12 protein-coding genes are annotated in these 14,507 nt (G+C 56.3%); 7 read left to right on the forward strand and 5 right to left on the reverse strand.

What is annotated here, in order from left to right:
• Positions 1 to 35: 35 nt before the first annotated feature.
• The gene (locus SPI6313_RS00235) at positions 36 to 602 is read left to right on the forward strand and encodes a hypothetical protein (RefSeq protein WP_072619188.1); all 567 of its coding nucleotides are present in this window, start codon (positions 36 to 38) and stop codon (positions 600 to 602) included.
• 22 nt (positions 603 to 624) lie between these two features.
• Here SPI6313_RS00235 and dacB read toward each other — a convergent pair whose 3' ends face one another.
• A complete protein-coding gene (gene dacB / locus SPI6313_RS00240) occupies positions 625 to 2,109 on the reverse strand; it encodes a D-alanyl-D-alanine carboxypeptidase/D-alanyl-D-alanine endopeptidase (protein ID WP_175551025.1) in 1,485 nt (494 codons plus the stop codon).
• A 16-nt stretch (positions 2,110 to 2,125) separates the two neighbouring features.
• Between dacB and SPI6313_RS00245 the strand changes: the two genes are divergently transcribed.
• From SPI6313_RS00245 to SPI6313_RS00260, 4 genes are all read left to right on the forward strand, one after another.
• Positions 2,126 to 2,785: a glutathione S-transferase family protein gene (locus tag SPI6313_RS00245; RefSeq protein ID WP_072619190.1), complete on the forward strand. Its 660-nt coding sequence runs from the start codon at positions 2,126 to 2,128 to the stop codon at positions 2,783 to 2,785.
• Between the two features lie 4 nt (positions 2,786 to 2,789).
• Positions 2,790 to 3,611, forward strand: a complete 822-nt coding sequence (locus SPI6313_RS00250; RefSeq protein ID WP_072619191.1) for a metallophosphoesterase — start codon at positions 2,790 to 2,792, stop codon at positions 3,609 to 3,611.
• 228 nt (positions 3,612 to 3,839) lie between these two features.
• Positions 3,840 to 5,426, forward strand: coding sequence for a gamma-glutamyltransferase family protein (locus SPI6313_RS00255; protein WP_072619192.1), 1,587 nt, complete (start codon positions 3,840 to 3,842; stop codon positions 5,424 to 5,426).
• A gap of 362 nt (positions 5,427 to 5,788) precedes the next feature.
• On the forward strand, positions 5,789 to 6,934 hold the full coding sequence (locus tag SPI6313_RS00260) for an HD domain-containing phosphohydrolase (RefSeq protein WP_084668816.1): 1,146 nt from the start codon (positions 5,789 to 5,791) through the stop codon (positions 6,932 to 6,934).
• A 175-nt stretch (positions 6,935 to 7,109) separates the two neighbouring features.
• Here the strand turns inward: SPI6313_RS00260 and SPI6313_RS00265 are convergent, their stop codons facing one another.
• From SPI6313_RS00265 to SPI6313_RS00280, 3 genes are all read right to left on the reverse strand, one after another.
• Complete coding sequence (locus SPI6313_RS00265) at positions 7,110 to 8,996, reverse strand: BamA/TamA family outer membrane protein (protein WP_072619193.1); 1,887 nt, start codon at positions 8,994 to 8,996, stop codon at positions 7,110 to 7,112.
• 233 nt (positions 8,997 to 9,229) lie between these two features.
• On the reverse strand, positions 9,230 to 10,462 hold the full coding sequence (locus SPI6313_RS00275) for a hypothetical protein (RefSeq protein WP_139276410.1): 1,233 nt from the start codon (positions 10,460 to 10,462) through the stop codon (positions 9,230 to 9,232).
• Positions 10,463 to 10,655: 193 nt separating this feature from the next.
• A complete protein-coding gene (locus SPI6313_RS00280; RefSeq protein ID WP_072619196.1) occupies positions 10,656 to 11,603 on the reverse strand; it encodes an isoaspartyl peptidase/L-asparaginase in 948 nt (315 codons plus the stop codon).
• 144 nt (positions 11,604 to 11,747) lie between these two features.
• On the opposite strand from SPI6313_RS00280, the gene SPI6313_RS00285 reads away from it, so the two are divergent.
• Both SPI6313_RS00285 and SPI6313_RS00290 read left to right on the forward strand, forming a co-directional pair.
• Positions 11,748 to 12,509 (forward strand): M15 family metallopeptidase, encoded by a 762-nt coding sequence (locus tag SPI6313_RS00285; protein ID WP_245788503.1) that lies wholly within the window; start codon positions 11,748 to 11,750, stop codon positions 12,507 to 12,509.
• Positions 12,506 to 13,300 carry an SWIM zinc finger family protein gene (locus tag SPI6313_RS00290; RefSeq protein ID WP_072619198.1) on the forward strand — a complete coding sequence of 265 codons (795 nt, stop codon included), beginning with the start codon at positions 12,506 to 12,508 and terminating at the stop codon, positions 13,298 to 13,300. The genes SPI6313_RS00285 and SPI6313_RS00290 overlap by 4 nt, the downstream gene beginning before the upstream one ends.
• 36 nt (positions 13,301 to 13,336) lie before the next feature.
• Here SPI6313_RS00290 and SPI6313_RS00295 read toward each other — a convergent pair whose 3' ends face one another.
• Complete coding sequence (locus SPI6313_RS00295; protein WP_281248328.1) at positions 13,337 to 14,356, reverse strand: IS4 family transposase; 1,020 nt, start codon at positions 14,354 to 14,356, stop codon at positions 13,337 to 13,339.
• Positions 14,357 to 14,507: the final 151 nt, after the last annotated feature.

Here is a 14,507-nt window from a genome sequence, read left to right on the forward strand (position 1 = left end):
CAATATGCGTTTGAGAACGGCAGAAACTGGCCCTTGTGTTTGGCGCAATTACAAAGCGGGTGAGTCTTCACGATACGGTCTGTGCAGCTTACTTCCAGGACAATCAGGCTCTAGTTGACTGGGTGCAATGGCAACCTCTCCGTTCCGTTGTCCTCTGCATCGGTGATGGTCATGATGGCATTTGGAACGTGATCAAACTCCTGGCTCCTGAGTATCAACGGCGTGAAATCCTCGACTGGTATCATCTGATGGAAAATCTCTACAAGATAGACCCCAAGCAATGCTGCTTAGAGCGACTGAAAGCTTTGCTCTGGTCTGGTTTTGTCGATGAGGTCTTAGCCATACTCAAACCCCTCCCACATCACCCTGCTCAGTGTTTTCGGGCTTATCTGCGCAAGCATCGTCGCCGTCTTGTCAATTATTGCTTATACCAGTCTTTGGGACTTGACATTGGTTCTGGGTCTGTTGAGTCTACCGTGAAGCGCATTGCTGCCCGTGTCAAACTGACTGGTGCTCAGTGGCTTTCTTCTTCTGCTCCTCACATTCTTCGCCTTCGTTGTGCCTATCTTAATGGTGCTTTTGTCCTAAGCAATAATACTTAGTTCTAAACTGGGATGCTCCCGGTTAGGAAGAGGATGGGTGTTCAGATTGACAGCGTTGCCAGGTAGCGATCGCTTCCATCATTGCATCAATAGCCTCGCGCTGTTCCTGCACCGATCGCGCCGTGCGATTCACCACAATGCTAAACACCAGCGGCGTGGGACTGCTGGGGCGGAGATAGCCCGACAGCGCCGAAACTCCCGTCATTGTGCCTGTTTTCGCGGCGATCTGACCCCGCACAGTGGCAGATGTAAGCCGACGGCGCAGCGTGCCGCTTGTGCCGCTGATCGGGAGCGATTGGATAAACGGGACAAAGATGGGCGGGGGCTGTTGGGTCATGGCTTGGAGGAGTTGAACGATCGCATCGGGGCTAACGAGGGTATGGCGAGACAGGCCCGAACCATCAACGAGGGCGTAGGCATCGGAATCAACGCCAATGTTGCTCAGTTGCACCGCGATCGCTGTTAACCCGGCCTCCCCTGGGCCCAACTGTTGCAGGAGGGCTTCGGCGTAGAGGTTGTTGCTGGGTTGGTTGGTGGCGTGGACGAGGGATGCGAGGGTGGGGGATAGGTGGGTGGTGCTAGGGGCGATGTCGGGTGGGGGCGCGATCGCACTGTCGGCCACGGTAATGCCCGCACGATTGAGGGCAAACCGCAGGGTGGCGAGAAAATAGGCCGTCGGGTCAAATACCGCCATCCCCCAAGAGGAATACCGCCCCGCATTGGCCGCCAATTCCCCGGTGATCGTTAATTCATTCGTGCCAAAGCGGCGGCGAATTTCCATACTGTAGGGGGTATCATCGGGAGCCGTCACCCCTTGATTAATCCAATCCCATTGCCGCAGCGCGATCGCATCGTCGCTTTCCAACCGCACCGCCTCCCCCACCCCTTGGGGCAACAGCGTGATTTGAAAAGCATTGTCATTGAGCATCAGCCGATTCACCGCCATGCCGTAGTAAAAATTGAGGTCGTACTGTTCCCAGGTGTCGGGGCGTTGGGCAGAGGCGGGAACCGCATCATCAACGGTGAGTTGCTCAATGTGGCGCACCCCTTGCGATCGCAACGCCTGGGCCCATTGGGTTAAATCCGCCGTCTTCAGGCTCGGATCACCGCGCCCGGAGAGGTGGAGGCGATCGAGGCGGGGGGCAGTGCCGAGGCTATAGATGGGCGTGGAAATTTGGAAATCGGGGCCGAACTGGAGCAGGGCGGCGGCGGTGGTGAAGAGTTTGACATTGGAGGCGGCGATCGTGTGGATCGCGCCGTTGTGATTGTAGATCGGTTCACCTGTGGGCGGCGCGACGACAATACCCCAGTGCGATCGCGCCCATTGGGGCTGCTCGATCACCCCCTCCACTGCGGCAGCCAGGGAAGCCGGACAGGTGGCCGCTGCCATTGCCCCCGGCATTTTTACCCCAAACCCCCCCACCAACAGAGCCGCGATCGCGCCAATCTGCCGACCGCGCTGCCGTGGGTGAGCGTCACCCTGTACAGTAGCCCTAAGCTCCCTCATTACTTCCCCTTGGGTCATGATTAAACTCTATACCAACCGCCTCTCGAATAATGCCCGCCGCGTCCAGGTTGCGCTGCTTGAAAAAGGGCTAGAGGCGGAGTTGATTCCAGTTAAGCTCAACGGTGAACAGTTTCAGCCCGATTTTCTCGCCCTCAACCCCTTTCACAAAGTGCCGGTGCTCGTCGATGGCGATCTAACGTTGATCGAATCCTTAGCTATTTTGGACTATCTCGACGCTCAATATCCCGATCCACCACTATTACCCACGGCCCCCCGCGATCTCGCCCAGGTGCGGATGCTCACCCAGGTGCAGGTGCAGGAAATGACACCGTTAATTTTTCCCCTGCTCAAGGAAAAAGTGGGGATTTCCGTGGCGGCGGACGTTGTGGAAACGGCCCAAACTCAGATGCAAATGGTATTGAGTTTCTACGATCGCCACCTGATCGAGCACGATTTTTTCATCCCCGGCCAATTCACCCAAGCGGATATTGTTGTGGGTGTATCGGTGGCGATTTTAGATGCGTTTTTAGGGTTCGATTTAACACCCTATACTAATCTGGCCGCCTGGTACGATCGCCTCTACCAGCGCCCCAGTTGGCAAACCACCCAACCCAACCCCATGGAAGTGATGACCGCCCTACCTCAAATCCGCGCCGTCTTGAAACAGCGGAGTTAAGGGGATGATCTGGCGTTGGTTACGGAGGAGTGCGATCGCGCTCTTAGCGATTTGTGTCATTCTCCTCGCCTACATGACCCAAATTGAACCCCGTTGGCTCCAGGTGCAGCGGTTGGATCTCACCCTGTCCCATCTGCCAGCGGCGTTTGAGGGGTTTAAATTGGTACAGATTAGTGATCTCCATGTGGATTCCCTGGACGATCGCACCTTGGCCCGTGCGATTCGTCTCGTCAATCGCCAAACCCCGGATCTCGTCGCGATCACGGGGGATTTCGTCACCCAAAAGGATAATTTAGAGCGCGATCGCGATCGTCTCGCCATTCTCAACACCCTCCAGTCCCAAACCGTCGCTGTCTTGGGCAATCACGACCATTGGACGAATCCGATCATCGTACGGCATATCCTGCGTGTGGCAGGCATTGAGGATCTGAGCAATCGTGTCGTGCGGATTGAACGCGAGGGGGGACAGGTGGCGATCGCAGGTATTGATGACCTCATGGGCGGTCATCCCGATCTCCCCCAGGTGCTCGACGCACTCCCCCCGGATAGCTGCGCGATTCTCCTCGTCCATGAGCCGGATTTTGCCGACTCCGCCGCCGCCACCCACCGCTTTGATCTCCAACTGGCGGGCCATTCCCACGGCGGCCAAATTCGCATCGGCCCGCCCCGCATCCTCCCCCCCTACGCCCGCCGCTACCCCCTCGGCCGCTACCAGGTTGAGGAAATGATCGCCTACACCAATCGCGGCATCGGCATGACCTCCGTGCCGATGCGCTTCGGGAATCGCCCGGAAATCACCGTGTTTCACCTCCATGCTCCGGTTTAACGGCCCTAGCCCTCTCCAGTGGATTAGGTACTGGACTGACAGGGTTAAAACAGGACATTAGGGAGTGCTGGAGGCAGTTGCCGTTGAATTGGGAAGCCCGTTTCTGGATGCGAAGCATCAGAGTCGGGTAGTTCACGCTCAGCCCTCAATCTCTGCTTTTGCTGTCCAGATTTGGCATGAGATGCGCCCCGATCGCCCTATGATGACTGTTAATTTTAAAGACTCGCCATGACCTTCCTCGACTATCCCTACGCCTCCCAACGTCGCGTCACCTTTGGCACTCGGGCCATGGTGGCCACCAGTCAACATCTGGCCAGTTTGGCGGGGTGGGAAATGTTCCAAGCCGGGGGCAATGCCGTCGATGCGGCCGTCGCCACAGCGATCGCCCTCACCGTCGTTGAACCCACCGCCAACGGCATCGGCTCCGATGCCTTTGCGATCGTTTGGGATGGGCAACAACTCCACGGCTTAAACGGGTCGGGGCGCAGTCCGGCGGCGATGGAGCGCGATCGCTACGGCGACACCATCCCCACCACCGGCTGGCCCACCGTCACCGTTCCCGGCGCAGTCTCCACCTGGCAAACTCTCTCCGAACGCTGGGGAAAACTCCCCTTCGCCCAACTCTGCGCCCCCGCGATCCGCTACGCTGCCGAAGGCTTCCCCGTGTCCCCCGTCACCGCCCAAACCTGGGAGCGGGAAGCGCGACGCTTTGCACAGGTACAAGGGGCAGAATATGAAGCATTTAAAGCGGTGTTTTTCCCGGACGGTCGCGCCCCCCAAGCCGGGGAAATTTGGCGCAGTCCCGGCCATGCCGCCACGCTGCAAACCCTTGCGGATGAGGGCGGCGCGAGTTTTTATCAGGGGAGTTTAAGCGATCGCATCGTCCGCTTCGCCGCCCAAACCGGAGGCAACCTCACCGCTGCCGACCTCGCCCAACACCGCAACCACTGGGTCACCCCGATCAGCACCCCCTACCGCGATGTCACCGTTTGGGAAATCCCCCCCAACACCCAAGGCATCGCCGCCCTGATGGCCTTAAACATCCTCGAAGGCTTCGACCTAGCCGCCGATCCCCGCGATTCTGTAGCCAGTTTTCACCGCCAAATCGAAGCGATGAAGCTCGCCTTTGCCGACATCTACCGCTACGTGGGCGATCCGGGAACGATGGAACTCACCACCGCTGATCTCCTCTCCAAGGACTACGCCGCCCAACGTCGGGGCTTGATTGGCGATCGCGCCCTGCCCCTCGCTGACCCCGGTTTCCCCAAAGGCGGCACGGTCTATCTCTGCACAGCGGATGAAACCCTGATGGTCTCCTTCATTCAGTCCAATTTTGAAAACCTCGGCAGCGGTATCCTCGTTCCTGAAACGGGCATTTCCCTACAAAATCGCGCCTGTGGCTTCAGCCTCACCCCCGGCCACCCCAACGAACTCGCCCCCCGCAAACGTCCCTTCCATACCATCATCCCCGCCTTCCTCACCCGCAACGGCCAAGCCCTCGGCCCCTTCGGCGTGATGGGCGCACAGATGCAACCCCAAGGCCATGTGCAAATGGTCGTCAACACCACCGACTACGGCATGAACCCCCAAACCGCCCTGGATGCTCCCCGCTGGCGATTTTTACGGGGCGATCGCGTCCTCCTAGAAACAGGCGTGAACGCAGATATCGCCGCCGGTTTGGAAGCCTTGGGCCATCGGGTCAGCATCACCCCCGCCTATTATGAATTCGGCAAGGGTCAGATGATTCTCCGCGACGGCTCTACCCTCATCGGCGGCACAGAACCAAGGGCCGACGGGAGTGCGATCGCGCGTTAACCATGCCGATATTTTCGAGTAAAAAAAGCCGCATTCAGACGCACAGCAGCATTTAGCCTGAATGCACTCGCGATCGCTACCTCCGGCTCATAAAGTTTATGGTGTAAATTAATCAAAACAAAATAATGTCTAGTTCAGGCTCAATTAGTGCTGCTCATCATTGATCCCGATGGCTGTGGTTGATTAGACAAAACAAGTCTTGATGTTTTTTTACATTTCTTACGAAATAGCCCTGGTTCGCTATGACCAGGAAACCCATCATTGCTATACTCATAGTTAGAGCTTCATGCATTAGCACCGTTGATTTTAACGACGTTGTGACGGTTTCAGCATTAATCCTGAATTAGATATTCAAAACTAAAATGACTGAACAAGAGTCTGATTTTACGGCTGACTATCACATCGATTGCACCAAGCCATCAGTTGACGAAAAATTGCGCATAGCCTGGCAAAAAATTGTGGATATGCTTGCAGAGGTGACCCGTGTTCCGGCGGCGTTGGTGATGCAAATTCATCCCACGACCATTGAAGTTTTTTCCACTTCAAATTCGGAATCGGCTAATCCTTATGAGCGGGGAGAGACTGCGGATCTAGGCAATGGGTTGTATTGTGAAACGGTGTTGCGATCGCAAGCCCCGCTCCTCGTTTCCAATGCCCTCGCTGATCCGGATTGGGATCATAACCCTGATATTGAACTAGGGATGATCTTCTATTACGGTGTGCCCATCCTGTGGCCTGATGACACGTCCTTCGGGACATTATGCATCCTTGATAATCAAGAACATCAACTCGATGACTGGATGCGTGACCTCATTCATGTGCTCAAGACGAGTATTGAATCCGGTTTAAAAATTCTTTATATGCAGCAGCAACGTCTGCAAGCCACCCTCCAACTCAATCAAGTCCTCGAAAGCACAATCATGGCCTTGGTGAGTACCCTGGCTTGTCGTGATCCCTACACGGCCCAACATCAAAAACGAGTAGCAGATTTAACGGTAAGAATTGCCGTCCAAATGGGACTTGATTCTGCACTGCACCAAGGCTTATATCTCGGAGCAGCTATTCATGATGTCGGTAAAATTTATGTTCCTTCGGACATTTTAAATCGTCCAGGTAAACTGTCCGTCGCTGAGTTTGAAATCATTAAATCTCACCCGATGGTGGGGGCGCAAATTGTGAAAGATATTGCTTTCCCCTGGCCGATTCAAGATCTCATTTTGCAGCACCATGAACGTCTTGATGGCAGTGGCTATCCTGCGGGTCTAGTCGGTGATCAGATTTTGCTCGAAGCCCGGATTTTATCGGTGGCGGATGTGGTAGAAGCGATGAGTTCCCATCGACCCTATCGCAGTGCCTTGGGTTTGGATGCGGCTCTCGATGTGGTGCGATCGGGGCGTGGCATCCTCTACGATGCGGATGTGGTGGATGCTTGTTTATTGCTATTTGAACAACAGCAATATCGCAACAATTGGGACAGTAAAATTTACGCCGATCAACGATATCAATAGGGCATCTTTTCAACCCAAGTGGCTAGCTGAATCTGGGCTGAGTGAGCTAGAGGCTCACACTACTATTATTGAAATTCTCTCTGCACCAGTTTCCCCGTCGAGCCTGATGGATGAGCAAAAGCCCTCTGGGAGAGGGCTTTTGAGCAATATTGAAGCGGATTAGGGATGGCGAGGCTTAGAAGCGATGACCCACGCCAAACTGAAGGCGGCTGTCGCCCGTGTTGGTGATGCCAAAATCAGCCCGCAGGATGCCGATGGGGGAGTTGACGCGCACCCCAGCACCGTAACCAAAGCCAGTTCCTGGTTTCGTGGCTTCCGCTTCACCGCTTTCGCCCACTTGGGCAGGGGTGGAACCGAGATCGCTGGCAAAGTCAGCAAAGACTACCCCGGAAACCGGTGAACTAAACAAGGGCACGCGATATTCTGCCGAAGCGAGGACGTAACTGCGACCGGCGGCTAAATCACCAGAACCGAAGCCCCGCACCGTATTCGCCCCGCCGAGTAAGAATGTTTCATAGGGGGGTAAATCACCGATGGTTGTGCCGCCTTGGACATTGAAGGCGAGGACTTCGGGATTGTCTTGATTCAAAATGCGGGTGGCTTGGTAGGTGGAGTAGCTGGCGTTGACTTGGTTCATCAAGATATTGCCGCTACCGAGGGGGATCGATTGTTCGCTACTGAGGGAGACAACCGAGCCGGAGGTGGGGTTGAGGGGGTTGTCGCGTTGGTCGTTGCGGAGTTGGGCGCGGACGGTGTAGATGTCGTCAATGCCGGATTCGCTGGCGGAGAGGGCGTTACCGTATTGATCAACGGGGGCAAGGTCGCCGTCGGCATCGCGAATGCTGACGCGGCGGAAGTTGACCCCGACGGAGGTATCCCACTCATCGATCGCACCATTGACCGCGACACCACCCCCAAAGCGACCTTCACGGGGGCGATCGCCATTTTCTAAATACACATCTTGGTCGAAGTTGCCGGAAATCCCCCGTTGGCGGAAGGCGGTGATGCTGTAGCCCAGTTGATCGGGGTTCGTGACGCGATAGGCGCGGCTGAATTCGGTGTTAAATTGCATATCCCGCGTCCCGATCTGGAGGTCAAGACCGAGATTTTGACCAATGCCGCCGACGTTGCGATCGTTATAACTGACGGAACCAAACACGCCGGAATCTTTGCTATAGCCACCGCCGACATTCACGCCCCGCGTTGCAGCTTCATTGAGTTCGTAAATCACATCAATGGTGTTGTCACCGCGATCGGCAAGGGCGATCTGGGCGTGCTCGAAGAGGCCGAGGCTGTAGAGTTGGCGCAAATCCGCTTGGGCCTGTTCGACCTTGAACACCTCTCCCGGCTTGACGCTCAGGTGTTCGAGGACAAAATTATCACGGGTGCGGCCATCGGTGACCATCCCTTCATCATCGGTAAACTGAGCCTGCACTGATCCCACTACCCCTTCACTGACGGTGATGCTGAGGCTGCCGTCTTGCTGCGATCGCACATCCTGCACTTTCGCCAATACATAACCATTGTCCTGATACCAGGTGTTGAGCCGTTCAATCCCGGCGTTAATGGTGCTGGGTTGCACTGCTTGACCGAGTTGCTGGTCAAAGAGGGTGGTGGCAATCTCTGGGGTTAAAACGCGGGCATTATTGAGTTGCACTCGACTGACGACGACGGGATTGAGGGCGTATTGCACTTGCCAGCCTTGGTCGTTGGGGATGGCGTTGACCTGCACATCGTTGAAGAGTTGGGTGCGCTTGAGGGCGGCGAGATCGGCGTTGAGTTGGCTGGCACTGGTGGCCTGGCCGGGTGCGGTGGCGATCGTGTTGCGGGCAATTTGGATCAGTTCGGGGTTGGCTCCGATGATCTCTACGTCGGTGGCCATGACGGCGAGATCCTGCGTGATCGGGGCAGTGGGGCGGCGGTTGGCAGCTTGGGGTGAAAATTCAGGCCGTTGGGAAAATTCGGGGGTGGCTTGGACGGTGACAGGTTGCACCGGATTCGCAAAGGCCGCGGGTGCAATCAGAGTCAAGAGGGTGGTGGGGAGGAGAGCAGAGCGCAACATAACGATTATCCTTGTGAATCGGTGCTAGATAAACGTTATGACTGCTGAAATCCCCACGGGTTGCGGGATTTGGAGCGGTTTGTCATCTGGCACAGGGGGCACTGTGACAGTTAAACAGGCGGCGATCGCCCCTTTTCCCCAAACCAGACCAGGCAGCTTTAGCCCCTTGCCCATCAAAAAAATCCCCCTGAATTCACAGGGGGAGCGCAGGGGATACTGTGCAAAATTACCGATTACAGCGTGAAGCGAAAATCGGGCTTAAAGCCTAAGGTGAGGGGGTTTTGGGGGGCGTATTCGTTGAATAACTCCGTGGGACTGGATTTGATCTCGAACAGCGGCGCGGGGGTGTTGAGGGCGATCGCACTCTGCCACGCGGGGCTGATGGGGATAATTTCGTAGGCCTCAAACACACTCTCCCAATCGCCAAACAAGCCATCAAATTCTGTCGCCAGATCAGCAAAGGACACAGCGGTTTCGTTCAAAAAGTCCGCTCCAAATCCGAGATCCTCAAACTTGAGGGCAAACTGGGCATTCTCCCAAGGGGACAGATCTGTAAAGGTGGCGATCGCCTCATCCCAATTCACCACCGACAGTTTCAACGCCGCCAGATTAAACTGGGGCATCGTAAACGCCGTGCTCAGATTCACGGATTCCCACATCATTTCGGCGGTGGGGGCGTTGGGGTTGGCGGGGCTGAAGTAGCTCACCTCGTCGCCGTCGGGAAATGCCGTCACGTCCATCATGAGTCCCGATTCTAACGGGGCACGACGCACAGAACCCACCACATCTTGGCGAATGGTGTCCAGATCCCGTTCAAGCTGTTGGAGGAGGGGAGGAGTGGCCGCCCCAGCAGAAGCGGAGACGGAGCGGGCCGGAGCGGGCGATCGCCGTACCACAGGCGGCACAGGAGACGGGGCGGGAGCTTGACGGGCCACCTGTGCCGCCGGTAAGCCGCCTGTCCGTTGGCGATTCGCCGCCGTGGACGGGGAAATTAAATCATCAAAGCTGCGGTTGTTGCGGTTGATCTCCTGAAAATCCATTGTCCGCACCGCCGACTGTTGGGCTGGCGTTTGGGGGTTAATCGCTGTCCGCACCATAGGGTCATTTTCAATGGGGGTGGCCGTCGGCATGGGGCTTGGGGCGGGAGGGGCGGCCTGGGGTCGAGGTGGCGGTGGGGCAATATTGACCGAGGGGGTGGGTTCGACATCGAGAACGAGGGGGGCAGGCGCTGGGATTGGGGCGGCGATCGCTTCGGGGGGGGTCACGATGGGTTGCGATGCGATGGGTTGCGATGCGATCGCCTCTGGCGCATCGGGCATCGCTTGGGCAAGCTGAATATTATTCGTTTTCACCAAGGTGCGCTCGACCAGGGAAACATCTTCCACCGCTTGAGCCGCCATATTCCCCAGAGCCACCCAACCCAAGGCCACCGAAGTGGAGTAGGTCATAAACCAAAATTTTGTCATCTTAAACATCCCCTTATGATTATTTCGTCGCTCAAATCACTCATGATCATCAATCTATGATCACCATTAATAGATCATAGACAGTGAAGCCGCATCCGTAGAAGGGCAACATCGCTGAATTATGGTGAATGTTTACACCAGTTAGCAATCTTGATCGTGCAATACCCGTGAGCACAGATGGCCAAGTACGGGTTTAGGGCGCAATGTGGCCCACGAGTTCCGGCCCAGTCCATTCGAGGGTGTCGCCGATCGCATGACCGTCATGATAAGCCGCAAGGAGCACTTCACTGGTTTTGCCCCAGGCGATCGCACCATCCGCCGCCAAGGAAATCGCCCCCAGATCCCGCTTATTTTGGGACGCTTCGGCCATGGATTTTGCGATCGCATCCGCCAAGCTCATCCCATCCGTCACCCGAATCACAATCTTCGCCGCCAAACATTCATCGATAATATCTTCGCCGATGCCCGTACAACTCACCCCGGCTTGAGGGGTGGCGTAGTTCCCCGCCGGCATTGCCGAATCACTAACCCGACCAATCCGCTCAAACCCTTTCCCCCCCGTGGAGGTTCCCGCCGCAATACGCCCGGCTTGATCCAACACCACCACGCCAATCGTGCCGCGCCCTGCTTCGGACTCTGCCCCTAGCTCCTGCTCGGCAATCACCCCCGCCATGGTTTTGTCAAAATCGCCCTTACGCTCGGCGAGCCATTCATTCAAGCGCAGATCCGTGAGGGGATTATAAATCGGGGTGTTGAGTTCCCGGAGCAGTTCCGCTGCGCCCTGGTCAGAGAGGACGCGATCGCTCTCCGTTTGCAAGGTTTGAGCCAACTGGATCGGATGCTGCACCCGCATCACATTAATCACACCGCTAAACCGTTGGGCCGTCCCATCCATCAACGCCGCACTCATCCGCACCTGGCCATCAGACTGCAACACCGACCCCGTCCCGGCGTTAAACCGGGGGTGATCTTCGAGTAATTCGCACCCCTTCACCACCGCCGCCGCCGCCGCCGCCCCCTGGAGGAGATCGTCATACACAGCGGCGACAATGCCATGGAGGGCCTCCCGCACCACAGCCAAGCCCCCTTTACCTTTTAAAGAACTACCGGCTCCACCATGGATAATCAATTTCGGTTGCATGGGTTTTACGTTGGGATGGGAAATTTTTGCATTGTTGATCTTATCGCGTCTTGGGTTAGAGTTTTAGGAGAGATCTGAGTATGAATCTGGAATGTTCATGCATCGGGTCTAACCGTTGTATTCTTGGTGCCGGAGCAGGTATTTGTGCCGAAACAGTCCCAAAAATCGCTACTGGGGTCAATGGATGATATTCCCATTGCCCAACGGGATCTGCCCAACTCATCCCCACGCCGATCCCCCTGGTTGATCCTCGTGGGGGTGGTGCTGGGGGGAGGGGCGATCGCCGCCGGACTCGCCTTCTGGACAATGCAACAACCCCAACCCACCGCCACCGAATCGGAACCGATCGAAGCCGCCGACCCCCCCGATCCCGTGGAAAACATCCTCGGCCATTTACCCTACGAGGAAGCCAACCCAGACGATTTAACCGCCATCACCGCCGATGGCTCCATTCGGCTCCGTCCCGCTGCGGCAGACCGCTGGGTCGAAATGGTGGACGCGGCCCGCCGTGATGGGATTACCCTCGCCGCCCTGTCGGGCTATCGCACAGAAGCAGAACAGGATTATCTCTTTTTCGAGGTTAAAGAACAGCGCAATCAACCCCCCAGCGAACGCGCTGAAGTGAGTGCCCCCCCTGGCTTTAGCGAACACCACACGGGCTACGCGATCGATATCGGCGATGCCAACCGCCCGGACACTCACCTGACCGTAGACTTTGAAAATACCCCCGGCTTTCAATGGCTGGACACCAACTCGGCGCGTTTCGGCTTTGAACTGTCGTTTCCCCCCGACAATCCCCAAGGCATTGCCTATGAACCGTGGCACTGGCGATTTGTCGGCGATTCAGACAGTTTAGAAACCTTTTACCGTGCCCAAAATTTACCCCAATCCCCCGCAAGCCCATGACCTACGAACTGGAAAACCGTGAATGGTGGGTGGAGCGGTGGCTAGAACTCCTTGATTCCTATCGATTTAAAAAACGGCTAGAGCGGGCCCGTCGCTATTCCACCGAAGGCAATGTGATTAGTATTGACTTCCAGGGGGCGCGGGTGGTGGCCCATGTCCAGGGCAGTGATGAGGAACCTTATGTAGTGTCTTTGTCGCTGAATCCGTTTAGTAATGAGGATTGGCGCTATGTGATTAGCACCATGTCTCAGAAATCTCTCTATTCGGCGCAGTTGTTGGCGGGGGATATGCCGGCAGAAATTGAGGAGGTGTTTACGGCTAATGGGTTGAGCTTGTTTCCGTTTACGCTGTCGGAAATTCATTCGCGCTGTACCTGTCCGGATAAGGCGAACCCCTGTAAACACATTGGGGCGGTGTATTACCAGTTGGGCGATCGCTTCAGTGAAGATCCCTTTGTCCTGTTCCAATTGCGCGGCCGCACGAAGGCCCAGATCCTCGATGCCCTGCGCCAATTGCGCGGCAAGGGCAACCGCAAGAGCCGCAACCCGAAAAAAGGCGGCACGAAGCCGGGTACAGTGCCCTTGGTGATGAAGCAGTTTTGGGTCTACGATGAACCCCTTGATCCCTCTCTGGTGGCGATCGCACCCGCCCCGGATCAGCAAACCGTCCTCGATCGCCTCGGCCCGATTCCTCTCCCCACCGCCGAAGCCCAAGACCTCCACCGCACCCTTGCCGAGGCCTATAACCAGATTTGCCAAAATGCGATCGCCCTGGCCCTCAACCGCGATTGATACAGACTCAATCCCCCCTAACCCCCCTTGATTAAGCTAATCCTGTAGGGGTTTGGAGACAGCCTGAGCCCCCTGCTTAACAAAGAAAAAACGTTCAATCGCAATAGCCAGGACTTTGACCCCTGGCAGTGGTTGCCTTCGAGAAGGAGCAAAGCCCACTAACTTCGTCAACGCCAGCGTAGCCTGTCGCAGGGAGTCAACAGCTTGGCCCGAGAGCTGATGCAACAACCTGAGTTCATCGGCATCAAAAAGCGTCTGAGCCGACTGTTCAGGGTCTTGACGCAAGGCATAAGTCAACCCGAGAAGCCGCCAAGCGACCACCGAGTAAAAAGTTAAGGCATTGACCAAGGTATGCACATCGTCAAATTGGAGCCGCTCCACATTTAACGCCCCAGACTTGAGAGTGAAGTGAAGCCGTTCAATGCGCCAACGCAGAGCATAGAAACGGAGGATGCGTTGGACATCCGCTGCCGTTGCCACCGGTAGACTGGTGAGCAAAGACCAGCACAGACTGTTGTCAGCGTCGAAGCAGTCCACCTGCGTTTTCCCATCGACACAAGCGACCTCGGTAGCCATAACCAGCGTAAGGGGCTGCGTCTTGTGGCGAGCGGGGCTCAAATCTTGACGCGGGTAGATGTAAACGGTTGCCGCCTGCAACTGCAAGGTCACGTCTACCGTTCGTCCCTTGCCCTCATACAGCCGCTCAATCTGCACTGAATACTGCCCGTAGTCGTCGAGCTGCTCAGCGACATCCGGCAATGGACAGACCGTTCCGGCGGCAGCCACTTCGACGCGGCGGGGTTGACACACCCGCACCAGCAAATCCACATTGGGCTCACGCTCAGCTTTGAAGAACTCGAAAATATCCCCTTCTCGGTCACAGATGACCACCCACCGTCGGTTTGACCCTTGGGCTTGTTGGTTGACCGCAACCAAGCCCTTGAACCACTTTTGAGATTCTTTTTGCGGCGACGGCCAATCTATCGCCCCCCCTCGCGTCCAGTACTGTTGATGGATTAGTCCTAGGGGCTGCCCCTCCTGCTCCATGAGCAACACATTGTGCTGCTTAGGGGGTTGAAGATATCCTGAGAGATAAAGCCCAGTAAGGCTATGGAGGTTAGACTATGCCCAAAATGATGAGGAGTAAGCACAGTAGAGATGTCAGAGTTTAGCCAACTCAACGCCTTCCGCCCCCAGGTAAAAAAAG

The organism is Spirulina major PCC 6313 (genome assembly GCF_001890765.1).
In the GTDB taxonomy this organism is placed as follows: Bacteria; Cyanobacteriota; Cyanobacteriia; order Cyanobacteriales; family Spirulinaceae; genus Spirulina; species Spirulina major.

Bases quoted from the DNA above. Each gene is read 5' to 3' on its own strand.
- dacB (WP_175551025.1), bottom strand. From the start codon at position 2,109: ATGAGGGAGCTTAGGGCTACTGTACAGGGTGACGCTCACCCACGGCAG.
- SPI6313_RS00245 (WP_072619190.1), top strand. From the start codon at position 2,126: ATGATTAAACTCTATACCAACCGCCTCTCGAATAATGCCCGCCGCGTC.
- SPI6313_RS00250 (WP_072619191.1), top strand. From the start codon at position 2,790: ATGATCTGGCGTTGGTTACGGAGGAGTGCGATCGCGCTCTTAGCGATT.
- SPI6313_RS00255 (WP_072619192.1), top strand. From the start codon at position 3,840: ATGACCTTCCTCGACTATCCCTACGCCTCCCAACGTCGCGTCACCTTT.
- SPI6313_RS00260 (WP_084668816.1), top strand. From the start codon at position 5,789: ATGACTGAACAAGAGTCTGATTTTACGGCTGACTATCACATCGATTGC.
- SPI6313_RS00265 (WP_072619193.1), bottom strand. From the start codon at position 8,996: ATGTTGCGCTCTGCTCTCCTCCCCACCACCCTCTTGACTCTGATTGCA.
- SPI6313_RS00275 (WP_139276410.1), bottom strand. From the start codon at position 10,462: ATGACAAAATTTTGGTTTATGACCTACTCCACTTCGGTGGCCTTGGGT.
- SPI6313_RS00280 (WP_072619196.1), bottom strand. From the start codon at position 11,603: ATGCAACCGAAATTGATTATCCATGGTGGAGCCGGTAGTTCTTTAAAA.
- SPI6313_RS00290 (WP_072619198.1), top strand. From the start codon at position 12,506: ATGACCTACGAACTGGAAAACCGTGAATGGTGGGTGGAGCGGTGGCTA.